General features: G+C 62.0%; 24 protein-coding genes. 7 read left to right on the top strand and 17 right to left on the bottom strand.

What is annotated here, in order from left to right:
• Window positions 1-124: 124 nt before the first annotated feature.
• The 4 genes from ACD590_RS05520 to ACD590_RS05505 form a co-directional block, all read right to left on the bottom strand.
• Window positions 125-547 carry a lipA protein gene (locus ACD590_RS05520; RefSeq protein WP_018482550.1) on the bottom strand — a complete coding sequence of 141 codons (423 nt, stop codon included), beginning with the start codon at window positions 545-547 and terminating at the stop codon, window positions 125-127.
• Window positions 548-665: 118 nt separating this feature from the next.
• Window positions 666-2,069, bottom strand: a complete 1,404-nt coding sequence (locus ACD590_RS05515) for a sensor histidine kinase (protein WP_003546769.1) — start codon at window positions 2,067-2,069, stop codon at window positions 666-668.
• A complete protein-coding gene (locus tag ACD590_RS05510; RefSeq protein WP_018241306.1) occupies window positions 2,059-2,730 on the bottom strand; it encodes a response regulator transcription factor in 672 nt (223 codons plus the stop codon). Before ACD590_RS05510 ends, ACD590_RS05515 begins: the two co-directional genes overlap by 11 nt.
• Before the next feature lie 55 nt (window positions 2,731-2,785).
• Window positions 2,786-3,034 (bottom strand): hypothetical protein, encoded by a 249-nt coding sequence (locus tag ACD590_RS05505; RefSeq protein WP_018241305.1) that lies wholly within the window; start codon window positions 3,032-3,034, stop codon window positions 2,786-2,788.
• 374 nt (window positions 3,035-3,408) lie between these two features.
• Here ACD590_RS05505 and ACD590_RS05500 point away from each other — a divergent pair, with 374 nt between their 5' ends.
• Window positions 3,409-4,632, top strand: a complete 1,224-nt coding sequence (locus ACD590_RS05500) for an MFS transporter (protein ID WP_222283950.1) — start codon at window positions 3,409-3,411, stop codon at window positions 4,630-4,632.
• A gap of 282 nt (window positions 4,633-4,914) precedes the next feature.
• Here the strand turns inward: ACD590_RS05500 and ACD590_RS05495 are convergent, their stop codons facing one another.
• Both ACD590_RS05495 and ACD590_RS05490 read right to left on the bottom strand, forming a co-directional pair.
• A complete protein-coding gene (locus tag ACD590_RS05495) occupies window positions 4,915-5,220 on the bottom strand; it encodes a Dabb family protein (RefSeq protein ID WP_003546748.1) in 306 nt (101 codons plus the stop codon).
• 20 nt (window positions 5,221-5,240) lie between these two features.
• Complete coding sequence (locus ACD590_RS05490) at window positions 5,241-5,927, bottom strand: hypothetical protein (RefSeq protein WP_018241304.1); 687 nt, start codon at window positions 5,925-5,927, stop codon at window positions 5,241-5,243.
• Between the two features lie 156 nt (window positions 5,928-6,083).
• Between ACD590_RS05490 and ACD590_RS05485 the strand changes: the two genes are divergently transcribed.
• A complete protein-coding gene (locus tag ACD590_RS05485) occupies window positions 6,084-6,215 on the top strand; it encodes a hypothetical protein (protein ID WP_018241303.1) in 132 nt (43 codons plus the stop codon).
• A gap of 124 nt (window positions 6,216-6,339) precedes the next feature.
• Here the strand turns inward: ACD590_RS05485 and ACD590_RS05480 are convergent, their stop codons facing one another.
• The 4 genes from ACD590_RS05480 to ACD590_RS05465 form a co-directional block, all read right to left on the bottom strand.
• Entirely contained in the window at window positions 6,340-6,900 is a 561-nt protein-coding gene (locus ACD590_RS05480; RefSeq protein WP_018446208.1) for a TetR/AcrR family transcriptional regulator, read from the bottom strand.
• A 22-nt stretch (window positions 6,901-6,922) separates the two neighbouring features.
• Window positions 6,923-7,384, bottom strand: a complete 462-nt coding sequence (locus tag ACD590_RS05475) for a nuclear transport factor 2 family protein (protein ID WP_112906387.1) — start codon at window positions 7,382-7,384, stop codon at window positions 6,923-6,925.
• A gap of 107 nt (window positions 7,385-7,491) precedes the next feature.
• Window positions 7,492-8,445, bottom strand: coding sequence for a pyridoxamine 5'-phosphate oxidase family protein (locus ACD590_RS05470; protein WP_222283949.1), 954 nt, complete (start codon window positions 8,443-8,445; stop codon window positions 7,492-7,494).
• A gap of 60 nt (window positions 8,446-8,505) precedes the next feature.
• Window positions 8,506-9,117: a glutathione S-transferase family protein gene (locus ACD590_RS05465; protein WP_028733894.1), complete on the bottom strand. Its 612-nt coding sequence runs from the start codon at window positions 9,115-9,117 to the stop codon at window positions 8,506-8,508.
• A 143-nt stretch (window positions 9,118-9,260) separates the two neighbouring features.
• On the opposite strand from ACD590_RS05465, the gene ACD590_RS05460 reads away from it, so the two are divergent.
• The gene (locus tag ACD590_RS05460; RefSeq protein WP_439002300.1) at window positions 9,261-10,160 is read left to right on the top strand and encodes a LysR substrate-binding domain-containing protein; all 900 of its coding nucleotides are present in this window, start codon (window positions 9,261-9,263) and stop codon (window positions 10,158-10,160) included.
• Between the two features lie 89 nt (window positions 10,161-10,249).
• On the opposite strand, the gene ACD590_RS05455 is transcribed toward ACD590_RS05460, so the two are convergent.
• Together ACD590_RS05455 and ACD590_RS05450 are read right to left on the bottom strand one after the other, a co-directional pair.
• Window positions 10,250-10,618 (bottom strand): DUF983 domain-containing protein, encoded by a 369-nt coding sequence (locus tag ACD590_RS05455; RefSeq protein ID WP_222283994.1) that lies wholly within the window; start codon window positions 10,616-10,618, stop codon window positions 10,250-10,252.
• A 322-nt stretch (window positions 10,619-10,940) separates the two neighbouring features.
• Window positions 10,941-12,344: a PLP-dependent aminotransferase family protein gene (locus ACD590_RS05450; protein WP_439002299.1), complete on the bottom strand. Its 1,404-nt coding sequence runs from the start codon at window positions 12,342-12,344 to the stop codon at window positions 10,941-10,943.
• Window positions 12,345-12,731: 387 nt separating this feature from the next.
• On the opposite strand from ACD590_RS05450, the gene ACD590_RS05445 reads away from it, so the two are divergent.
• Window positions 12,732-13,637 carry a S1C family serine protease gene (locus tag ACD590_RS05445; protein WP_018241295.1) on the top strand — a complete coding sequence of 302 codons (906 nt, stop codon included), beginning with the start codon at window positions 12,732-12,734 and terminating at the stop codon, window positions 13,635-13,637.
• A 72-nt stretch (window positions 13,638-13,709) separates the two neighbouring features.
• Here the strand turns inward: ACD590_RS05445 and ACD590_RS05440 are convergent, their stop codons facing one another.
• Window positions 13,710-14,711: a LacI family DNA-binding transcriptional regulator gene (locus ACD590_RS05440; protein ID WP_439002298.1), complete on the bottom strand. Its 1,002-nt coding sequence runs from the start codon at window positions 14,709-14,711 to the stop codon at window positions 13,710-13,712.
• A 208-nt stretch (window positions 14,712-14,919) separates the two neighbouring features.
• Between ACD590_RS05440 and ACD590_RS05435 the strand changes: the two genes are divergently transcribed.
• The 3 genes from ACD590_RS05435 (at window position 14,920) to ACD590_RS05425 (ending at window position 18,071) form a co-directional block, all read left to right on the top strand.
• Window positions 14,920-15,834, top strand: a complete 915-nt coding sequence (locus tag ACD590_RS05435; protein WP_047619719.1) for a sugar phosphate isomerase/epimerase family protein — start codon at window positions 14,920-14,922, stop codon at window positions 15,832-15,834.
• Window positions 15,835-15,876: 42 nt separating this feature from the next.
• On the top strand, window positions 15,877-16,800 hold the full coding sequence (locus tag ACD590_RS05430; protein ID WP_439002297.1) for a TIM barrel protein: 924 nt from the start codon (window positions 15,877-15,879) through the stop codon (window positions 16,798-16,800).
• A gap of 107 nt (window positions 16,801-16,907) precedes the next feature.
• Window positions 16,908-18,071, top strand: coding sequence for a Gfo/Idh/MocA family protein (locus ACD590_RS05425; RefSeq protein WP_439002296.1), 1,164 nt, complete (start codon window positions 16,908-16,910; stop codon window positions 18,069-18,071).
• Window positions 18,072-18,173: 102 nt separating this feature from the next.
• Here the strand turns inward: ACD590_RS05425 and ACD590_RS05420 are convergent, their stop codons facing one another.
• The 4 genes from ACD590_RS05420 to ACD590_RS05405 form a co-directional block, all read right to left on the bottom strand.
• A complete protein-coding gene (locus ACD590_RS05420; protein WP_326889385.1) occupies window positions 18,174-18,344 on the bottom strand; it encodes a hypothetical protein in 171 nt (56 codons plus the stop codon).
• A 66-nt stretch (window positions 18,345-18,410) separates the two neighbouring features.
• Window positions 18,411-18,803, bottom strand: coding sequence for a hypothetical protein (locus tag ACD590_RS05415; RefSeq protein ID WP_018241289.1), 393 nt, complete (start codon window positions 18,801-18,803; stop codon window positions 18,411-18,413).
• A gap of 64 nt (window positions 18,804-18,867) precedes the next feature.
• A complete protein-coding gene (gene groL, locus ACD590_RS05410; protein WP_018241288.1) occupies window positions 18,868-20,502 on the bottom strand; it encodes a chaperonin GroEL in 1,635 nt (544 codons plus the stop codon).
• Between the two features lie 48 nt (window positions 20,503-20,550).
• On the bottom strand, window positions 20,551-20,868 hold the full coding sequence (locus ACD590_RS05405; RefSeq protein ID WP_439002295.1) for a co-chaperone GroES: 318 nt from the start codon (window positions 20,866-20,868) through the stop codon (window positions 20,551-20,553).
• Window positions 20,869-20,881: the final 13 nt, after the last annotated feature.

Raw genomic sequence — 20,881 nt, 5'->3', positions numbered from 1 at the left:
TTTGAGGCTAGCGCATAACCCCGAGAATCGGAATCGATTTTCGGAAAAGATTATGCGCCATTTAAAGTGATAGAGCGTCCTTAGCGCGTTCTGTCGGGACGCGCGGCGCTCTATTGGCCGCAATTCAGAGCGGCGACCAGCTGCCGTCGTCGTTGCGGCAGGCAGCGCCGCGCGCCACCGTGTCCTTGCCGTCGACGGTCAGCGTATGGGTATATTGCCGGCAGTTCTGCGAGCCGACCTGATAGGGTGCCGCCGCGACGACCTTGCCGGTGACGTCCTTGCCGGTCCAGAGCACCGGCTGGCCGACGGCGGCTCCTTCCAGCGCCCGATATTCCGCCTCGAGCGCCCGCTGCTTGTCGCTGTCGGTCAAGCTCACGCCGCTGCGGCCGACAATGCCGCCCTGCAGCGCGGTGATGAAGGCGGCCGATGCCGAGGGTTTGCTCGAAAAAATCCCGCGCGAAGCGGCACTCTTCGTCGTCGTGCAGCCGGACAGCGCGACGGCGACGAGAAGAGCGGAAACGATCATGCCTTGCGAGCGTAAAATCATTGCGTCGAACCACGATCAGGGGTCAATTTCAGCCGATCGAAGTGCAGCGTCCCCGTGTCAGCATTAAGGCAAAGCATGCTATACATTTGCCAGTATCTTTGTGACATCAAGCAGTTGCTCATGCAACATCCTTTGTGACGCCAGGCAGGATAAGCTTCGCCTTCAGCCCGCCCCATTCACCGCGGGAAAGCTCGAGCCGTCCCTGGTATTCGTTGGAAATCTCGGTGACAATCGAAAGGCCGAGCCCGGTTCCGGGCTTGCTTTCGTCGAGCCTGCGGCCGCGCTTCAGCGCCTCGCGGATCTGGTCCGGCTCCAGGCCAGGCCCATCATCCTCGACGGCGAGCTCCACCCAATGGCGGCGCGCGCTCGCCTCCACCCCCTTCACGTCCTCGCCGGCCTCGACGGCCGAAAGCCGCACCCTGCTCTTGGCAAAACGCGCCGCATTTTCCAGGAGATTGCCGACGGTCTCCTCGAGATCCTGCTGCTCCATGGCAACGGCCAGATGCGGCGGCGAGACGACGAGATCGAATTCGGTATCGACGTTCAGACGGCGCATGACGCGCACCAGCCGCTCCAGCGCCGGCTCTGCATCGGTGCGGGCGAGCACGGATTCGCGCTGCGCGGCGATGCGCGCCCGATTGAGATAGGACTGCACCTGCCCCTGCATCGCTTCCGCCTGGCTGCGGACAAGCTCACCATGGGATTTCTCCAGGACCCGCGCCTCGTTGAGAAGCACGGCAATCGGCGTCTTCAGCGAATGCGCGAGATTGCCGACCTGCATGCGGGCGCGCTCGACGATGCGGCGGTTGCTGTCGATCAGCGCATTCACCTCGTTGGCAAGCGGCAGGATTTCGCGCGGGAAGTCGCCCTTCAGCTGCTCGCTCTCGCCGGCGCGGATGCGCTCCAGCGCGGCACGCGCCTTGTCGAGCGGCTTCAGGCCGTAGAGAATCGCCAGCGCGTTGACGATCAGGCTGCCGACACCGAAACCGGCAAGCGCCAGATAGAGGCTGTGGGAAAAGGTGCGCACGTCGTCCTCGACGACATCGACATTACCGGTGACGCGGACGCGCGCTGCACGCCCGTCAGTATCGAGCACCACTTCGGTCTCCGCCACCTGCACGCGGTTCCCGGAGGCGTCCGTCACCTGATAGTAGCGCTCGTAATTCTTGTCGAAGGGCGCCTCGACGACCGAGGGAACCGGAATGAGCGCCGAGCCGAGCGAAGGCGAGACCAGCGGAGCGGTCGTATAGGTGCCGAGCGGCTCCACCACCCAGTACCAGCCGGTCTTTGGCTGGGCAAAACGCAGGTCGCCGAGCTGCGGGCTGCCGCTGAGTGCGCCCTGATCGCCGATCGTCACCGAATTGATGACGTTATAGAGCTGCGCCCGCAACAGATCTTGGAAACCGCGTTCGGCGCTCTTGCGGTAGAGGGTGGAGATCAACAGACCGATCACCACCAGCGCCACTGTCGACCAGACCGTGGTCAGCAACAAAACACGTGCGGTGAGCGACTTAATTCGCATGTTTCGGCGCTTGGATGCGGTAACCGAGACCGCGCACCGTTTCGATCAAGTCGACGCCCATTTTCTTGCGCAGGCGGCCGACGAAGACTTCGATCGTATTGGAATCACGGTCGAAATCCTGGTCGTACATATGCTCGACCAGTTCCGTGCGCGAGACGACCTCGCCCATGTGATGCATGAGATAGGCGAGCAGGCGATATTCGTGCGAGGTCAGCTTCAGCGTCGTGCCGTTGACCGTCGCCTTCGAGGACTTGGTATCGAGCCGCACCGGCCCGCAGATGATCTCGGATGAGGAATGCCCGGCCGCACGCCGGATCAGCGCCCGAATGCGCGCCAGCACTTCCTCGACATGGAAGGGCTTGGTGACGTAGTCGTCGGCACCGGCATCGATGCCGGCGACCTTGTCGCTCCATCGGTCGCGCGCCGTGAGAATCAGCACCGGCACGCCGCGGCCGGCGCCGCGCCATTTTTCAAGAACGGTGACCCCGTCCATCTCCGGCAGGCCGATATCGAGGATGATGGCGTCATAGGGTTCGGTGTCGCCGAGGAAATGGCCTTCCTCGCCGTCGAACGCCTGGTCGACGACATATCCCGCCTCCTTCAGCGTGTCGGCCAGCTGCCGGTTCAGATTAACGTCGTCTTCGACTACCAGGATGCGCATCGGTCCGCCTTCGTCCGCTTCAAATCGATCAATGTCCTGAATAAGCCGATTCCGCTTACATCGGAACCTTTACCGTCACTTTGCGTGGGCGCTGGCCGTTGCCCTGCACAAGAACGGTGATGATGCAGGTATCGCCCACCGGTTGCACGGACAGCAGCTGGCCGCCCGTCTGCTCGACGACCTGGGCTGCGGCGGCGCTGCAATCGCCTCCCACACGCAGGACAAAACTGCCCGTGGCGTCCGGTGAGGGCGCCGATACCACCAGTCCGGCGGCCAATGCTGCGACGCTCAGAGGAAAGGCCATGTGTTATGCTTTCAAGGTAATGCCAACTTGCCTCGAATATGTACTCACGCGACCTGAATGGCAAATGAATGCGCTGTAATGCAGGGTGTTTAGAACTGTTCTCGACTTTACGGGACAGCCTGTTTCAGCGCCTGGAAATCGCCGCCGCGGCAAGCTCCGGCGGCGCCGTTGCGTCCAAGAACGATAGCCTCCAGCCTTGGGATCCACGCATTCTTCGTCAGCCCCGTAAAGGCGGTGAGTTGACGGGACCGACTCCACGGCCGTCATTTGCGAATCGGCCGCGCCGTTCCGATTCCTGCCGACCGCAGCTTTCACGGGCCGGTTGAAACTGTTATGTCCTTGCTGCCCCCGCATTTAAGACCGTTTCAGCGCCAATGCCAAAATCCTCCCGCTTCCGCTCGGCGCAGACGGTCACCGTCCTTGCCGTTACCCAGCTGATCGGCTGGGGCACGACTTTCGACATGCTCGGTGTCATGGGCCGCGTCGTGGCGCCGGATCTCGGCCTGCCGAACGAGGTGGTATTTGCCGGCCTGACGATCATGATGGTGGTCAGCGCCATTGTCGGTCCGGCGACCGGCCGCTGGCTCGGCCGCTATGGTGCTGCCCGGGTACTTTCGGCCGCCTCGCTGACCTTTGCGCTTGGCCTGCTTGTGCTTGCCGCCGCAAACGGCATCGTGCTCTATGCCTGCGCCTGGGTCATCATCGGCATCGGCGGCGCATTTGGCCTCTCGGCACCGGCCTATACCGCCGTCGTCGAGCGCGAAGGGGCGAACGGCAAACGCGTCATCGCCATCCTGATGCTGTTCACCGGACTTTCGAGCGCCATCTTCTGGCCGATCCTCAGCCTGCTCAACGAGGCGGTCGGCTGGCGCCTGACCTTCCTGGTCTGCGCGGCGCTGCAATTCCTCGTCTGCCTGCCGCTGCATCTCTTCGCCCTGCCGAAGCCGCTCGCAACGCATATCGAAGGCAGCGCGGCCGAAATCGCCCCGGTGCCGCTGTCGAAGGCCGAGCAACGCAAAGTCTTCCTGCTGATTGCCGCGGCGACGACGATCTCGACCTTCATCACCTTCGGCATCTCCCCATCGCTGCTCGAAATCTTCCGCCAGTCCGGCGCCTCGCCAGCCCTAGCGCTGCAGCTCGGCTCGGCACGCGGCGTCCTTGGCATCTCGGCACGTTTCCTCGACATGCTGCTTGGCCGGCGCGGCAACCCCATGCTCAGCGCAGCCATGGGCATCAGCCTGATGATGATCAGTTTCCTGATAATGCTGGTCGCCAGCCCGTCGACACCGCTGCTCGTCACCTTCATCCTGCTCTACGGCTTTGGCGCCGGCGTCATGACTGTCGCCCGCGCGCTGCTGCCGCTGGCGCTGTTCTCACCGCGCGAATTCGGACTGCAATCGGCCAGGCTGTCGCTGCCGCAAAATCTCGCCAACGCCATCGCCCCGGTCATCTTCACCGCCATCCTCGACCGCGCCGGCACCGGCCCGGCGCTCGCCGCCTGCGCCGCTCTCGCGGCCTTGTCGCTGGCCTTCGTGCTGATGCTGATGGCGCTGGTGCGCGGCGCCCATGCATCGCAGCCGAGCCCGGTCGCTCCGTGACGGCCTGCACCCTAAAGTCAGCCATTCTTAATCTGTCTTGATTATCATCCGCGCAGAGACGAGAACACTTTCCGTCCACACATCGCGGCCATTGGGGCGACCTGATGACGAACGGACGCCCGCTTTTCCCGAGTCTTTTGAATCGTTTGCCGCCGCTTTTTCGAAAGTTGAATCCGGTGGCTCAGAAGTTGAGTCAGCTTCGCGACGAACCGAATCCGGACAATCATTCATCCATTTGAAATTTAAACGGAATGCGGCTCGGCAGCCGGATGCCTGCAGGCGTCAGAGCGGCCGCGTCACCGCCGTGCGACTGTCGTAGTCGGCGGCGATGCGCTTTTCGCGGAGCGGCCGCACGCGGTCGATCGAGAGCTGATAATCGGGATGCGCCTTATAGGCGGCAAGGGCCGCTTCATCGTCGAATTCGCCATAGACTACAAGATCGATCTCGGTGCCCAGCTGATCGGTCTTCACATTGGTGCCGATTTCCAGCAGCCGCGCATGCGGAATGCCGGTCAGTATAGAAAGCCCGGCCCTCACCTCCTGCAGATGTTCCTCCTGCACGGTGAAAAAGACGATATGGCGGATCACGCGGAAGCTCCTGTCAGATTTCAGAGTCTCAGCCGGGCGATAACACGCGAGCCCCAGGCCTTCAACCGCGCGCGCATGCGATGCGCAGCATCGGGACGTATCGCCGCATCGAAGGCCATGGCATAGCTTGCCAGCTTTTCCGCCCGGTCGGTGCCATTGACGATGCGGCGGGCATTCACCCAGTCCGCGGTCGTCGCGTTCAGATGATCGGCGAGCTTGTGGCCGGTAAAACTGCCCTGCAGCATACCTTCGATCAGGATCGTCACCGCCGCATCCATCTCCATCGCGCGGTCGGGATCGGCAACGAGGTCGATCCCGGTCAGCACGCTCATCGCCTCATAGTTCCGCTTATGGGTGAGCTGCACCAGGCCGCGGCCGAGCCAGCTGCAGCCATCCTCGTCCGGCCGCCAGTAGGGTGTCTTCACCCAGGAGAGCCTGCCTGCCGCGAAGGCCGTCTCCAGGATCTCGACCGCGCGCGCATCGCTTTCCGCCAGCGTCTCCCGCACCGGCTGCATCGTGTAGGCGGTCTCATGGTAAGCGGTTGCGAGGATATAGGCGAGCCACCGCCGGTCGGCCCCAGCAAACCGCTCTTCCCAGGCGTCGAGAATCGCCGTGATGCCCACTACCTGAGGCTGAGTCAGGTTTCCTTTGAAGAGCTGGTGGCGTACCGTATCGAAAAAGAATGTCCGGTCCATGTGGACAACCATTCCGCGCTTCCCTCGAATATCATGGTTAAGACCGTCTTAATCGATTAAATTCGATTTAATCGTTTAAAGTGTTTAAACCACTGATTTACACGCCTTTTGTCTTGTGCAATGCATCTCACTGCCCCGAAGCCTTACTACGAACAGAGGAGACTTCCGATGCAGACGCCGGCCAATACCCAAACCACCATTCCCCAGCATGTCGTCGACCAGATGGAAAACGAATGGCGCCAGATTCGCCCTGAACGGGAAAATACGCGCCCGGCCCAGCAGCCTCAACAACAACGCTGAAATATACGCAAAGCAGTACCAATGTAAGCTCGAGCGCCGCCCAGCGCCCGATCAATGCCCCGGCCAGTCGATCGTGGCCGGGTGAATTTTCACAGGGCAGTAGACGTCCCAGCGGTTTGCCCCCTCATCGCATCACAGCATCGAGCCGTTTTGCCAGCGTGTCCAACGATCGGGTGAAAACCATCTTATCGTCCAGCGCACGCGACAGCACCAGCGCTCCCTGAATACCGGAGACGCTCTCCTCGGCGAGCATTTGCGCCTGCTCCTCAGTACAGCCTGCCCGCATCAGCGCCGAACGCAAGGCTTCGATCCAGCGGCTGAAATAGTCGCCGATCGCTGCCGAAAACCGCTCGCGGGTCTCGTCAAGCGCAAAGGCACCGACCAGGCAGATGCGGCGGCCGGAGCGGAAGTAGTCGTTTATATTCGTCCACATCGCCGCGATCGCCTCACGGGCATCCCCATTTCTCAACGGCTGATAGATCGCATGTTCGAACCATGCATCGACATCGGCGAGCACCGATCTTGCCATCTCCTCCTTACCGCCGGGAAAGAAGTGGTAGAGGCTGCCCTTGCCGATGCCGGTGCGTTCGGTGATGCGGCTGAGCGACGTGCCTTCATAGCCGAGCTCGCGGAAGATTTCGGCGAGCAGCGGGACGATGTCGGCGCGTTCGTAGACGGTTTTCACCCGCGAACTTCCCTTGGCTTGATCAGAGACCGAGTTCGGTCAGACCGGGATGGTCGTCCGGCCGCCGGCCGAGCGGCCAGTGGTACTTGCGCTCCGATTCCCGGATCGGCAGGTCGTTGATGCAGGCGAAGCGGCGCTGCATCAAGCCGGCGGCGTCAAATTCCCAGTTCTCGTTGCCATAGGAGCGGAACCAGTTGCCGCTGTCATCATGCCATTCATAGGCGAAGCGCACGGCAATGCGATTGTCGGTGAAGGCCCAGATCTCCTTGATCAACCGGTAATCCAGCTCCTTGGCCCATTTGCGGGTGAGGAAAGCGACGATTTCGGCGCGGCCGGTGATGAATTCGGCGCGATTCCGCCAGCGGCTGTCCGGCGTATAGACGAGCGAGACGCGCTCGGGATCGCGGCTGTTCCAGCCATCCTCGGCAAGGCGGACTTTCTGGGTGGCGGTCTCCAAGGTGAAGGGCGGGACAAGGCTGGACATGATCACTCCTGTACTGAACGGTTTTCACTGTACTGATTGGTACAACTATTGGCAAGCCGCTTCGAAGCGATGTTCGCCCGGGATCGAGAGGCAGCCAAGGGGCACCCTCACCCGCGGGAACGGCGCAGCAGATCCACACTCTCCTTCCGCCACCGCAACGGCAGAGCATCCGGGCGAAGCACGATCTCTTCCGGCGTGAAACGCCATAGCCGTTCGGCTCCCTGAAAGGTGGCGATATCGGGCGAATCCAGCAGCACTTCGGCATTTCCCGTCATCTGCAGCATATCGCCGGTTTCGAAATCGACGAAGACCAACCCCGCCTTCGAATTGACGAGGATATTGCCAAGCGTGTTGAAGAACCGATTGCCGGCAAAATCGGGAATGGTCAGCACGCTGTCGGCGCCGACACGCACGAAGCCGGCATTGCCGCCGCGATGGGACACGTCCACCTGCCGCTCGCCATTGTCGCGGTCGACGTAGGAGGCGACGAAAAACGTATCGGCGCCCTCGACTATCCCCAGCGCCCGATCGTCGAGTTGACCGGAATGAAGCGGTTGCGTCGCCGTCGGCATATCGGGATCGCGGATAAAGGCGGCAGAGCGAGGCTGGATATATTGCGGGCAATTGCCGAAGCTCTGGCCGACGCGAACGTCAAAACCTTTAGCGTCCGTCCTGCGGATCACGCCGTTCAGGCGGTTACGCCGCCGGGTCTCGAGCTGGATGCCAAGCATGGCGATCGCGTCGCCATCCTCCATGCCGGCATCGGCAGGATCGGCCGGGTCGCGCGGCAGGCCGACCTCAAGGATCTCCGGCTCAGGCGAGGCCATGAAGCCCGGTCGCTCAGCCCTTACCGTTGCCCAGACATCACCCTTGGCATCGACGGCGCCGAGCACGACGAAAGGCAGCATCGGAAAAAAGGCGCGGTGCTGTTCCGGCATGGCCTTGCGGACGAAATTCCGTCCCGGCCCGTCCATGCGTTCGACGACACCGACGCTGCGCTGGATGGCGAGTTCACCCTCATGCCAGGGTGACGGCGCGTCCTGTTCTGTCTGCTCCAGCATCTCGATCTCCTTGCAGGTATCGTTGGGGAAAGCGGGACTGTAGTCCGTCCCGGCGGCTTCTCATGCGGCAAGGCCGATCTTCGTCCTGCGAAAACCGACGAAGCCCGGCAGCGCCTCGATACGCGCAAGCCAGGCGCGCACCGCCTGATAGGCCGAGGTGTCGACATTGCCCTCCGGCGCATTGGCGATGTAGCTGTAGAGTGCAATATCGGCGATCGTCGCATTGTCGCCGAGCAGAAAGCGGCGAGCGTCCAGTTCCGCCTCGACCAGTGCGAGAATGCGGTGCGCCCGGGCGATTACCTCGTCGGTGCGAAAATCGGCGCCGAAGACGGTAACCAGGCGCGCAGCACAGGGTCCGTAGGCGATCTCGCCCGCAGCAACTGAGAGCCACTTCTGTATCCGGGCCGCTGCCACCGCTTCTTCCGGCAGCCAGTCGGTGCGGCCGTATTTGCGCGCGAGATAGACGAGGATGGCAGAGGAATCGGCGATGACGACCCCATTGTCGTCGAGGACCGGCACCTGGCCAAAAGGATTCAGCTTCAGAAAGTCCGGCGCCTTGTGAGCGCCGGCTGCCAGGTCGACCTCGACCAGTTCATAGGGCACGCCAAGCAGCGACAGGAACAGATGAGCCCGGTGTGCATGACCGGAGAGCGGGTGATGGTAGAGTTTCATGATGGTTCCTCTGGTCTTTCGATCGACGGGACGCGGTTGGCGATGGCCGCTTCGAACCATCTGCGGCGTAATTTACCGCCTTCCACCAGACTGCAGTAGAATGCTAATCTGGAAGGCATATTACCAATTCATGGAAGGATAGAATGGACCGCCTCGACGCCATGACCGTGCTTCTTGCCGTTGTCGAACAGGGCAGCCTGTCGGCCGCCTCACGGCATCTGCGATCCCCGCTCGCAACCGTCAGCCGCAAGGTTTCGGAACTGGAAGCACATCTCAACGCCCAGCTGCTGCAACGGAGCAACCGGAAGATCACGCTGACGGAGGCCGGCCGCTCCTATGTCGAGGCGGCGCGGGAAATTCTCGATCGGGTGGAAGAGGCGGAACGGACGGCGGCCGGCGAATATAGTGCGCCAAAGGGCGAATTGACGATGACCGCGCCGATCGTCTTCGGTCGGCTGCATGTCTTGCCTGTCGTGGTGGATTTCCTGAAAGCCTATCCCGATATCAATCTGCGGCTGATGCTTGGCGACCGACTGTCGAACCTCGTCGAGGATCATATCGACGTGGCGCTTCGGATCGGCAACCTGCCGGACAGCAACCTGATCGCCACAAGGCTCGGTGCGATCCGCCGCACCGTCTATGCCAGCCCCGATTATCTCAAGCGGCACGCCCCACCCCGGCATCCAGGCGATCTCGCCGCGCATGACTGCGTCACCTTCGAGGGCATGGCCTCGATGCTGAGCTGGACATTCACCGAGGGCAAACGCGATCTCACGGTACCGATCCGCTCGCGGCTTGCCGTCAACACCGCCGAGGCGGCGGTAGACGCAGCTGTTGCCGGCCTCGGCATCACCCGCGTGCTCTCCTACCAGGCCGCACGCGCCGAGAGCGCCGGCCTGCTGGTGCCGCTGCTTGCCGATTTCGAATCACCTCCGGCGCCGGTGCATCTCGTCTATCCCGCGCAGGGACTGGTGCCGCTGAAGCTGCGGGCGCTGCTCGATTTCACAACGCCCCGCCTGCGCGCGACGCTCAACAGGCCCTAAAGCGCGTCTCGATCTTTCAGATTCGTCCCTCAGGCTTTCGGTCTTTGTTTTGACGCATGTCGTTTTCGCAAGACCGCTGCACAATTGCTTTAGGCGAGCTTGCCCTCTTCCGCCTTGTAGAAATACTGGCTGGCGACCAGCCAGCCCTTCAGCGGCCGCAGCGGCGGAATGCAGGTGGCGAGCATGAAAGGGCCGGTGATCAGAAGCTGCACCCAGATCGGCGCCGAAAAGGCCACCTCCAGCCAGACGCCGAGCAGCACGCTCGGTATGCAGGCGAAGCAGATGACGAAGAAGGCCGGACCGTCGGCCGGATCGGCGAAGGAATAATCGAGGCCGCAGACCTCGCATTCCGGCTGCAATGTCAGGAAGCCCTTGAACATATGACCCTGGCCGCAGCGCGGGCAGCGCCCCCTGATGCCGGTCTGTATCGGAGGAAGTGGGGGATATTCCGTATCCATGACGATCTCGCTTTCCTGTGCCGCGGACATTGATGCAATCAATGCCTCTAATGAATGCATGCAATATAATTACATTGGAAAGAAATTGCCAGTCAATTCGCCAGAATGCCGCAGAGTTCCCAGCGCAGGCCGGCAGCAAAGCTGACTGCAGATTTCTGAAGCAGCATTTGGGGCCGTAGCCAGGCTTGGCAGCCTGGGCGGATCAAACGGGAACGTGACGGATATGCTTCGCCATCCCCGGACAGCTTGGGTGCGGCCGATCAGATTCCCGACCGCTTCCGGATTTCGTCGGTGCCTAATCAGCCCATGGCGGAATTCTGCGTCAGAAGAACGACGCCGCCATTTCCGGTGGGCCTTCCAGCGCGTGGGCCATGAATTCCAGTGCGCCCTGCAGTTTCTCCCGGGTGATCGGTCCGCCAAGGCAGACGCGTACGGCCTCGGGTGCGACGCCTTCGACCGTGAAGGCATCGCTTGCGACGACGCCGATGCCGGAAGAACGTGTATGGCTGCCGAAGGTGGAGCGGGTCCAGCCGTTGGAGAGCGGCAGCCAGATGTTGAAGCTGATCGGATCGGCGCGGTAGCTGCCGGCCGGCAGGATGGCAGCAACCATTTGCTGGCGGGCGGCCGCCTCAGCACGGATGAAACGCAGGATCATATCGGCAGTGCCGTCCTCGATCCAGCGGGTGGCGAGCGCCACGGTCAATGGCGAGGCCATGACATTGTTAGCGCGCATGGCGCTGACGAAGGGCCACACGGCCTTGCTGTCCGGCGCCACGACATAGGCAAGGCGCAGACCCGCGCCGATGCATTTCGCCAGCCCGCCGATATGCCAGGTCAGATCGGGCGCCATGGCGGCGAGCGGCGCCGGGCCTTGCTGCGGAATAAAGCCGTAGGCATCGTCTTCGACGATCGGCACGTGATATTTGCGGGCAACGGCGCAGATCTCCTCGCGGCGCCTGGCCGGGATGGTCAGCGTCGTCGGGTTCTGCAGCGTCGGATTGAGATAGAGCGCTTTCGGTTTCAATCTCTCACAGGCGTCTGCAAAGGCGTCCGGCAGGATACCGTCCTCGTCCATCGGCAGGCCGGTCAGATTGAGCCGCAGCTGGGCGGCGATCGAGCGCATACCGGGATAGGTGATGACTTCCGAAAGCACGGTCTCGCCCGGTTTTGCCAGCAGGCCGAAGATCGCCAGCAGGGCCGGATGGGCGCCTGGTGTGACGAAGATCCGCTCCTGCGAGGGCACCAGCCCGCGACGGCTGAGCCAGGAGGCTGCAGCCTCCTTGTCCATGCTGGAGCCGCCGAAACCCTGGTAGCGCAGCAGCGGAATGAGGCTCGCCACCACTGCCGACATGCCCTCGCGCATGCGGGCGATCAGTTCCGGATCATCCGGTTCCGGCGGCATGTTCATCGAGAAATCGACGACGGAGGCGCGGCGGGGATCGGGCGCGGCGTCGGGTGCGAAGCCCTGGCGCTCCTTGTCCGCACCACCGGTGACGAAGGTGCCGCGGCCGACATGCGAATCCACAAGCCCGCGCTTCTGCGCCTCGACATAACCTCTGGCTACCGTCGTGAAATCGACATTCAGCCGCTTGGCGAGTTCACGTTGCGGCGGCAGCCGGTCCCCAACCACCAGGTGCCCGCTGCGCAGATCCATTTCGATCACATCGGCGATCGCCATATAACGGGGGCTGCTGCTGCGGCTGAGATCGGGATGCCAGTCTTTCATGTCGTGATCCGTGTCAGTCTGATTCCTGATAGGATTGACCGTATATTGTTGCACAGTGCCACTGTCATCAAAAAATATCATACCCACAAGTTTGAAGAGGATGGTCGACGGAATGACGCAGCGTTGCGCTGTGTGAGATTTTACGAAAATCGCAGATTCCAACCGATTTGATCGCGGATTGAATGCGTTGCGCATTCCCTTACGGAATCGGCGGGTCTCCGCACCGATAGCCGCTTGGATCTTTCCACGTTTCCCGCGCATCATCAAATGCGGTGGCGGAAATTCCCTCCGCCACAGCCTTGCCTCCGCCCATCCATCTTCTTACTTATTCAGGGTGGAATGCGCCGGATTTCGGCCTTTCGCGCCGGCGCCCATCGGGATGAAAGTATGAATATCGATCCGATTTTGCGGTCAGTCGTGGCCGTACGTTCCTCCATTCCGGAAGATGCCTTCACGGCGGAGACGCTGGGCACTGTCCGGGAAGGCAGCGGCGTGGTTATTCGCGACAACGGGCTGGTGCTGACCATCGGTTATCTCATCACCGAGGCCGAAGAGGTCTGGCTGACGACCCATGACGGGCGCGTGGTTCCCGCGCATGCGCTTGCCTATGATCAGGAAAGCGGCTTCGGCCTGGTCCAGGCGCTCGGGGCCCTGAATGCCCCGGCGGTGGATCTCGGTGACGCGGCGACAGCCAAGCCCGGCGATCCCGTCGTGCTTGCCGATGGCATCGGAGAATTCGTCGAGGCAAATATCGTCGCCCGGCAGGAATTCGCCGGCTATTGGGAATATCTGCTGGACGAGGCGATTTTCACGGCACCGGCCCATCCCTCATGGGGCGGTGCGGCGCTGATCGGTTCGGACGGCAAGCTTCTCGGCATCGGTTCGCTTCGCCTGCAGATGAGCGATGGCGACGAGGTTGCCGATATCAACATGGTCGTGCCGATAGACCTTTTGCCGCCAATCCTTGACGATCTCTTGAACCGCGGCCAGGTCAACAAGCCGCCGCGGCCTTGGCTCGGCGCCTTCTCTGCCGAGAGCAATGGCGGCGTGGTGGTCATGAGCGTGGCCGAAGGCGGTCCGGCCGCCCAGGCGGGCCTGCGTCAGGGCGATATCATTTCGGAGATCCGCGACGAAGAGGTCGATGGCCTAGCCGATTTCTACCGCAAGCTCTGGAGCAGCGGCCCGGCCGGCGCCGAAATCCCCATGCGGATTCTCAGGAACGGCCGGGAAGCCTGGCTGCGCATCAAATCCGCCGACCGCAACAGCTTTCTCAGAAAGCCGCAGCTGCAGTAAGGCTGCGCCCAGTGTCGTGAGAAAGCCGCTAGAGCTCAGTCGAGCGGATTCTCCGGGCATCCTTATCCCGGCTCAGAGATTTTCCGATGTGATCGTCAGGAAGCGCACCGGCTCGGCGCTGACCTCCACCTCGATGAGACCGAGCCTGCTCAGGGCAAGGTCTATCGATCGCCTTGCCTGTACCTCCGGCGCCTGGTCGAGCACGATCGACATGATGCCACGACTGAGATAGTCCTGCGTCTGCTCCGTCAATTCGTGGCCGACCCAGAACGGCCGCCTAGCCTTGTTTGCCTCGAGCACCCTGGCAACACCCTTGTTGTCGCCGCCGGCACTATAGACGCCGATGATGCCGGGCTCCCGCCGGAGTGCCGCTTGCAGCAGCTCCATAGCGTTGTGCTCATCATCAAGGTCGAACATGACCTCGATGAAACGATGTTCGTTTGAACCATTCTCGGAGAGATAGTTGGAGAAGCCGCGGATCCGCTCCTTATGGTTCTCATAGGCGCCGCTGTGGCAGAGAGCGACGAACGAACCGGGGCGCTGCGCCAGCATGCCCGACATGTAGTGAGCCGCGGTGCGTCCGGCAGCATAATTGTCGATGCCGACATAGGGCAGTTCGGGGGCCGGACGGGTCATGATTTGAACGACGGGGATGCCGAGACCGGCCGCCTTCCGCACGCTGGTGACGACATCGGCATGGTCGGGTGCAACCACGATCAGCGCCGATCGGCGTGCCGTCGGGTTGGCGATGTAGCGGGCGAATTGCGCCGGCTCGTTCTCGCGGACGAAGGTGCGGTGAACGGTGATGCTGTCGTCGAGCGAGGCGGCGATGCGCTCGAACGCCCGGTTCAAACGCGAATAGAAGCTGGTCTCCGGGCGAACCAGGATCACCTCTATCCGGATCAGGCCGCGATGGGCGACCGGCAGGCTTTGCCGGTATTCAAGCCGCCTTGCCGCCAGGAAGACCTTCTCCACCGTCTCCGGCCGCACGCCGCCGCGGTCGTTGAGAACGCGCTCGACGGTCGCGGTGCCAACGCCGGCTTGCCGTGCGACATCCTTCAAAGTCACCTTCATCAGGTCTCACTCACTCCCAAAGCTGACACAGCAGAGCATCGGCATGCTCTGGGGTCAATGATCAAATTTGATCAAGGAAGCATTGGAGTATCGGGGCGCCGCAGCAGTATCGTGCCAGCAATCCGGGAGGAGCACCGGTCGGTCCAAAATGAACGAGATCAAGGATCATCCGCCGGCGCGAAGCGGCCGGGGATGACGGAGGAGCCAGATGAAGATCGCACTCGACCCGCATATGCACCGTCACCTCAACCTGCGCGACCTCTGCCGCAAGGCAGCGGAGCTCGGCTATGAGCATATCGAGCTTTCACCGCGCGACGATTTTCTGCCCTGGTGGGTGCGCCCGCGGGCACACAAGGAACGCATTGCGGAATTCAAGGCGGCCCTGAAGGATCACGGCGTCCAGCTCGCCTCGATCCTGCCGATGTATCGCTGGGCGAGCCCGCATGAGGATGAGCGGCAAGCCGCAGTGCGCTACTGGAAGGAAGCGATCGCGATCGCCGCCGAAATGGGCTGCGATACGATGAACTCGGAATTCGGCCGCGGCCCGTCGCCGGATCGCAGCCACCGCGCCAGCTGCTGCGGCGGCATGCATACCCACGAGCACAGCGAGGCTGCCTGGTGGCGCTCGATAGAAGAGCTCGTTCCGGTGTTCGAGCGCGAGGGCGTCACGCTCAACATGGAACCGCATCCGGAAGACTGGTGCGAAACGCTGCATCCGGCGATCGACATGCTGAAGACCATCGGCTCGAAGAACGTCAAATTCCTCTACTGCGCGCCGCATACCTTCTATTTCGGTGACGATATGGCGCGGATGATCCGCGATGCCGGCCCGCTGATCGCCCATGTGCATGTGGCCGATACCTATAATCACAAGGCGTCATCCGGGCTGCGCTACATCATCAATCCACCGGGCGCGAAGGTCACCATCCATCAGCACATGGATATGTACCAGGGCGAGATCAACTGGGATGTCTTCTTCTCCTCGCTCGCCGCAGTCGGGTTCGACGGCATCATCACCGCCTGCGTCTTCGGCTGGGAGGAGCGCGCCGACGATTCCGGGCGCTTCATGCGCTCCGAAATTCAAAAATATGTCGACAAATACTGGCCCGGGAAACTTGGCTGATCGCCGACATCCGCCCCGGCACCCACTATCAGGAATAAAACTGTGACCATCACGATTACGACAGCCCCCTGCTGCTGGGGCGTTGATGACGTCAACAATCCAAACCTTCCCTCCTGGGAACGCGTCTTCGACGAGGCGGCGGCAGCCGGCTATGGCGGCCTTGAACTCGGGCCCTATGGTTACGTGCCGCTCGATGATGCGCTCGTCGCAAAGGCGCTCACCGAGCGCAATCTCTTCATCGTCGCCGGCACGATCTTCGACGATCTGGTCTCTCCTGAAAATCGGGAGACATTGCTGCGGCAGACGGACGAAATCTGCGCCGTTATCACCAGGCTGCCGCAGCCGGAACAGGTGGCGGGCCAGCGGTTCAGGACGCCCTATCTCACGGTCATGGACTGGGGGCACGACGAACGGGACTATGCTGCCGGCCATTCCGATCGTGCGCCGCGTCTCGATGACAAGGCCTGGGCCGGGATGGTCGCCAACATCACGGCGATCGCCGAACTCGCTCGGCGGAAATACGGCGTGCGCGCCGTCATCCACCCGCATGCGGGCGGCTATATCGAATTTGCCGATGAGATCGAGCGGGTGGCAGGTGACATTCCGCAGGAGATCGCCGGCTTCTGCCTCGACACCGGCCATAGCTATTATGCCGGCATGGATCCGGTGGAGATGCTTCGCCGCTATGCCGACAGGCTGGACTACGTCCACTTCAAGGACATCGACCAGGGCGTCTTCGACCGTGTGCTGGGCGAGAGGATCCGCTTCTTCGAGGCCTGCGGACAGGGCGTCATGTGCCCGATCGGCCGCGGCGTCATCGATTATCCCGCCGTCAAGCGGACGCTCGAGGAGATCGGCTATCACGGCTTCATCGCCGTCGAGCAGGAGCGCGATCCGCTCAATGTCGCCGGCAGCCTCGAAGATGTGAAGCAAAGCCGCGATTACCTCAGGTCGGTCGGGTTCTAGAGCATTTCCGTTTTTCTTCGAAACACGGAAACGCTCCATCTCTGTTTTGCGCAATTCCGGACGCAAAACCGCTGCGCACTTTTGCTGGAATTGCTAGGGAAAAAACTATGATAAATAACAGGAAAAAGCCGATCCGCTGGGGCATGGTCGGCGGCGGCAAAGGCAGCCAGATCGGCTATATTCATCGCTCGGCGGCGCATCGCGACGACGTCTTTGTCCTTGTGGCGGGTGCCTTCGATATCGATCCCGAACGCGGCCGCGCCTTCGGCCTCGATCTCGGGCTCGACGAAGCCAGGAGCTACCGGGACTATGCGACTATGTTTGCAGCCGAAGCCGGGCGGGCCGACGGCATCGAGGCCGTGTCGATCGCGACACCCAACAACACCCATTTCGCGATCTGCAAGGCAGCACTCGAACATGGTCTGCATGTGATCTGCGAAAAGCCGCTTTGCTTCACGATCGCCGAGGCCGAAGAACTGAAGACGCTTTCCCAGGCGCGCGGCCGTATCGTCGGCGTGACCTACGGCTATGCCGGCCACCAGATGATCGAGCAGGCGCGCGCCATGGTCAGGAATGGTGATCTCGGCGAGCTTCGCATCGTCAACCTGCAATTCGCCCATGGCTTCCATAGCGCTGCGGTGGAGGAGCAGAACCCCTCGACGCGCTGGCGCGTCGATCCGAAATTCGCAGGCCCCAGCTATGTCCTCGGCGATGTCGGGACTCACCCGCTTTATATCGCCAAGGTCATCCTGCCGCACCTGAAGATCAGGCGTCTGCTCTGCACCCGCCAGAGCTTCGTCAAAAGCCGAGCGCCGCTGGAAGACAATGCGGTGACCCTGATGGAATATGACAATGGCGCGATCGCCACCATCTGGTCGAGCGCCGTCAATGCCGGCTCCATGCACGGCCAGAAGATCCGAATCGTCGGCTCGAAGGCCAGTATCGAATGGTGGGACGAGCGGCCGAACCAGCTCTCCTACGAGATCCAGGGCGAACCGGCTCGAATCCTCGAGCGCGGCATGGACTATCTCTATCCCGAGGCCAAGATCGACGACCGGATCGGTGGCGGTCACCCGGAAGGTCTCTTCGAAGCCTGGGCGAACCTCTATCGCCGCTTCGGCTTTGCCATCAACAGAGAGCGCGGCCTCGCCCCTGCGGGGATCGAAGACCTCGTCTTTCCCGATGTCGATGCCGGACTGGAAGGCGTACGCTGGGTGGAAAACTGCGTGCGTTCTGCCGACGCTGGCGGGATCTGGCTGGATTATCGCTAGGTCTTCAAGGAGCCCTGGTGCGTCCCTGCCCTCAGATCGCGCCATATGCCGGCTTACACGGCTGCGCTGGAGACCTGTTCAAGGACGCCTTTCCATACCCTCTCAGATAAGCGGATCGTCATCATCCGTTGCCTGCGGCGGGCGGCGTCGCGTGCTGTCGTTGGCGGCTTTCTTATGCTCGTCGGCAGCTGCCTCGCGGATTTTCTGGAAGCGGTTGTCGCCGGCGTCGTCTGCGGGTGGCTGCGGGTCGCTCTTTTTCACAAAACGGATCATTGGTCATTTCCTGCTTTGAGAGTGGAAGCGCTCCGCACACATATCGGAGCGCTCTGAAAAATGGTGTCAGATGGCAAGCGCGGTGGCGCAGGCCTGAACACTTCGGCTGTCGGGTGAGGTCTGCCCAGGCATGGTCGCCCAACCGCCGGCCTCGACGAACTGACGCTGCTTGTAGCCTTCGGTAATCGCTTTGAACTCGATCAGTTTAGCGCCCGCATCCGGCGCCGCATTGAACCGTTCGACGCAAATGGCGGACGCCAGTTCTCCGCGTGCAACGTCGCCGGCGGCGGCTGCCGCTTTGCTTGACGTGCCGCCTGTTACCCAACCTCCCCAGCTGAAGCCGATAATCATCGTGGCGATTGCCGTGACGACGCAGGCCCAGACGAGAAGTGTCTTGGATGGCTGGTAACTGTCGAAACGCTGGGTGATCGATGTCTTGCTGCTGCTCTGAACGGACATTGGAATTCTCCCTGTCTATTGTTCGGGTTCGCCGTCCGGCCACGCCGGACGGTTCAGGCTGTTCTCAGTATCCCATATCGCCCATGCCGCCATTTCCGGCTGCAGGGGCGGAGTCTCTTGCGGGAATGTCAGCGATCATCACCTCGGCGGTGATCAGAAGCGCCGCAATCGAGCCGGCGTCCTGCAGAGCGGTGCGCACGACCTTGGCGGGATCGACGATGCCGGCCTCGATCATATCGACATAGGTCTCCGTCTGTGCGTCGAAGCCCTGATTGTGGTTATTGCTGCCCGCGAGTTTTCCAACGACGATGGAGCCCTCGAACCCGGCATTGTCGGCGATCTGCCGGATCGGCGCTTCGAGCGCCCTGAGCACGATCGAGATGCCCGCCGTCACGTCGGCGTTCTCCCCGGTCAGGCCCGTGAGCGCCGACTTGGCGCGCAACAGTGCCACGCCGCCGCCGGGCACGATGCCCTCTTCGACCGCCGCACGGGTGGCGTTCAGCGCATCGTCGATGCGGTCCTTCTTTTCCTTGACTTCCGTTTCGGTCGCGCCGCCGACGCGGATAACCGCGACGCCACCGGCGAGTTTCGCCAGGCGTTCCTGCAGCTTTTCCTTATCGTAATCGGAAGTGGTCTCCTCGATCTGCGCCTTGATCTGCTGGATACGAGCCTGGATGGCCGCTTTCTCGCCGGAGCCGTCGATGATCGTGGTGGATTCCTTGTCGATCAGCACGCGCTTGGCGTGGCCGAGCATATCGAGCGTGACGTTGTCGAGCTTGATGCCGAGATCCTCGGAAATCATCTGGCCTGATGTGAGCACGGCAATGTCTTCCAGCATGGCCTTACGGCGATCACCGAAGCCCGGCGCCTTGACGGCTGCGACCTTCAGGCCGCCGCGCAGCTTGTTGACAACAAGCGTCGCCAGCGCCTCGCCTTCGACGTCCTCCGAGATGAGGAGCAGCGGTTTGCCGGTCTGTACGACGGCTTCCAGGATCGGCAGCATCGCCTGCAGACTGCCGAGTTTCTTCTCGTGAACGAGGATATAGGGATCCTCCAGTTCCACGCGCATCTTCTCGGCGTTGGTGACGAAATAGGGTGAGAGATAGCCGCGGTCGAACTGCATACCCTCGACGACGTCGAGTTCGGTCTCGGCGGTTCGCGCCTCTTCGACTGTTATGACGCCCTCATTGCCGACCTTGTCCATCGCCTTGGCGATCATCTCGCCGATGGCGGCGTCGCCATTGGCGGCAATGGTGCCGACCTGGGCGATCTCGCTTGACGATTTGACCTTCATCGCCCTCGCCTTGATTTCCTTGACGACGGCGGTAACGCCGAGATCGATGCCGCGCCGGAGATCCATAGGGTTCATGCCGGCAGCGACGAGCTTTGCGCCTTCGCGGAATATGGAGGCGGCGAGCACCGTTGCCGTCGTCGTGCCGTCGCCGGCAAGATCATTGGTCTTCGAAGCCACCTCGCGCACCATTTGCGCGCCCATGTTCTCGAACTTGTCCGCGAGCTCGATCTCCTTGGCGACGCTGACGCCGTCCTTGGTAATGCGCGGTGCGCCATAGGCCTTGTCAATGACGACGTTGCGACCCTTCGGGCCAAGCGTCACCTTGACGGCGTTGTTGAGCAATTCGACGCCGCGCAGCAGGCGGTCGCGCGCGTCGTTGGAGAATCTAATTTCCTTGGCAGACATGATATTTCTTCCCAGTTCAGTCTTGAGATGCTGTCACAAATTCGACTCTCAGGCGGCTTTGTCGGCAGCCGCCTCGGTCTTTTCGACGATGCCCATGATGTCGGTCTCCTTCATGATCAGAAGGGTTTCGCCATCGATCGTGACCTCTGTCCCCGACCATTTTCCAAACAGAATGAGATCACCGACCTCGACATCGAGCGGGACCAGATTGCCGCTTTTGTCGCGCTGGCCCGGGCCGACTGCGACCACTTCGCCTTGCTGCGGCTTCTCCTTGGCGGTGTCTGGAATGATGATCCCGCCCTTGGATTTGACATCGCCTTCCGCACGTCGAATGACGACGCGGTCGTGAAGTGAACGGAATTTCATAGAGGTCTTTCTG

The sequence above is a fragment of the Rhizobium sp. 862_C5_N1_2 genome, assembly GCF_051811205.1.
In the GTDB taxonomy this organism is placed as follows: domain Bacteria; phylum Pseudomonadota; class Alphaproteobacteria; order Rhizobiales; family Rhizobiaceae; genus Rhizobium; species Rhizobium leguminosarum.
This window is presented reverse-complemented; position numbering and strand designations above follow the sequence as displayed.

What these genes read in the sequence shown, in the direction of transcription:
- ACD590_RS05520 (WP_018482550.1), bottom strand. Translation starts at nt 547, where the DNA reads ATGATTTTACGCTCGCAAGGCATGATCGTTTCCGCTCTTCTCGTCGCC.
- ACD590_RS05515 (WP_003546769.1), bottom strand. Translation starts at nt 2,069, where the DNA reads ATGCGAATTAAGTCGCTCACCGCACGTGTTTTGTTGCTGACCACGGTC.
- ACD590_RS05510 (WP_018241306.1), bottom strand. Translation starts at nt 2,730, where the DNA reads ATGCGCATCCTGGTAGTCGAAGACGACGTTAATCTGAACCGGCAGCTG.
- ACD590_RS05505 (WP_018241305.1), bottom strand. Translation starts at nt 3,034, where the DNA reads ATGGCCTTTCCTCTGAGCGTCGCAGCATTGGCCGCCGGACTGGTGGTA.
- ACD590_RS05500 (WP_222283950.1), top strand. Translation starts at nt 3,409, where the DNA reads ATGCCAAAATCCTCCCGCTTCCGCTCGGCGCAGACGGTCACCGTCCTT.
- ACD590_RS05490 (WP_018241304.1), bottom strand. Translation starts at nt 5,927, where the DNA reads ATGGTTGTCCACATGGACCGGACATTCTTTTTCGATACGGTACGCCAC.
- ACD590_RS05485 (WP_018241303.1), top strand. Translation starts at nt 6,084, where the DNA reads ATGCAGACGCCGGCCAATACCCAAACCACCATTCCCCAGCATGTCGTC.
- ACD590_RS05475 (WP_112906387.1), bottom strand. Translation starts at nt 7,384, where the DNA reads ATGTCCAGCCTTGTCCCGCCCTTCACCTTGGAGACCGCCACCCAGAAA.
- ACD590_RS05470 (WP_222283949.1), bottom strand. Translation starts at nt 8,445, where the DNA reads ATGCTGGAGCAGACAGAACAGGACGCGCCGTCACCCTGGCATGAGGGT.
- ACD590_RS05465 (WP_028733894.1), bottom strand. Translation starts at nt 9,117, where the DNA reads ATGAAACTCTACCATCACCCGCTCTCCGGTCATGCACACCGGGCTCAT.
- ACD590_RS05460 (WP_439002300.1), top strand. Translation starts at nt 9,261, where the DNA reads ATGGACCGCCTCGACGCCATGACCGTGCTTCTTGCCGTTGTCGAACAG.
- ACD590_RS05455 (WP_222283994.1), bottom strand. Translation starts at nt 10,618, where the DNA reads ATGGATACGGAATATCCCCCACTTCCTCCGATACAGACCGGCATCAGG.
- ACD590_RS05450 (WP_439002299.1), bottom strand. Translation starts at nt 12,344, where the DNA reads ATGAAAGACTGGCATCCCGATCTCAGCCGCAGCAGCAGCCCCCGTTAT.
- ACD590_RS05445 (WP_018241295.1), top strand. Translation starts at nt 12,732, where the DNA reads ATGAATATCGATCCGATTTTGCGGTCAGTCGTGGCCGTACGTTCCTCC.
- ACD590_RS05440 (WP_439002298.1), bottom strand. Translation starts at nt 14,711, where the DNA reads ATGAAGGTGACTTTGAAGGATGTCGCACGGCAAGCCGGCGTTGGCACC.
- ACD590_RS05435 (WP_047619719.1), top strand. Translation starts at nt 14,920, where the DNA reads ATGAAGATCGCACTCGACCCGCATATGCACCGTCACCTCAACCTGCGC.
- ACD590_RS05425 (WP_439002296.1), top strand. Translation starts at nt 16,908, where the DNA reads ATGATAAATAACAGGAAAAAGCCGATCCGCTGGGGCATGGTCGGCGGC.
- ACD590_RS05420 (WP_326889385.1), bottom strand. Translation starts at nt 18,344, where the DNA reads ATGATCCGTTTTGTGAAAAAGAGCGACCCGCAGCCACCCGCAGACGAC.
- ACD590_RS05415 (WP_018241289.1), bottom strand. Translation starts at nt 18,803, where the DNA reads ATGTCCGTTCAGAGCAGCAGCAAGACATCGATCACCCAGCGTTTCGAC.
- groL (WP_018241288.1), bottom strand. Translation starts at nt 20,502, where the DNA reads ATGTCTGCCAAGGAAATTAGATTCTCCAACGACGCGCGCGACCGCCTG.
- ACD590_RS05405 (WP_439002295.1), bottom strand. Translation starts at nt 20,868, where the DNA reads ATGAAATTCCGTTCACTTCACGACCGCGTCGTCATTCGACGTGCGGAA.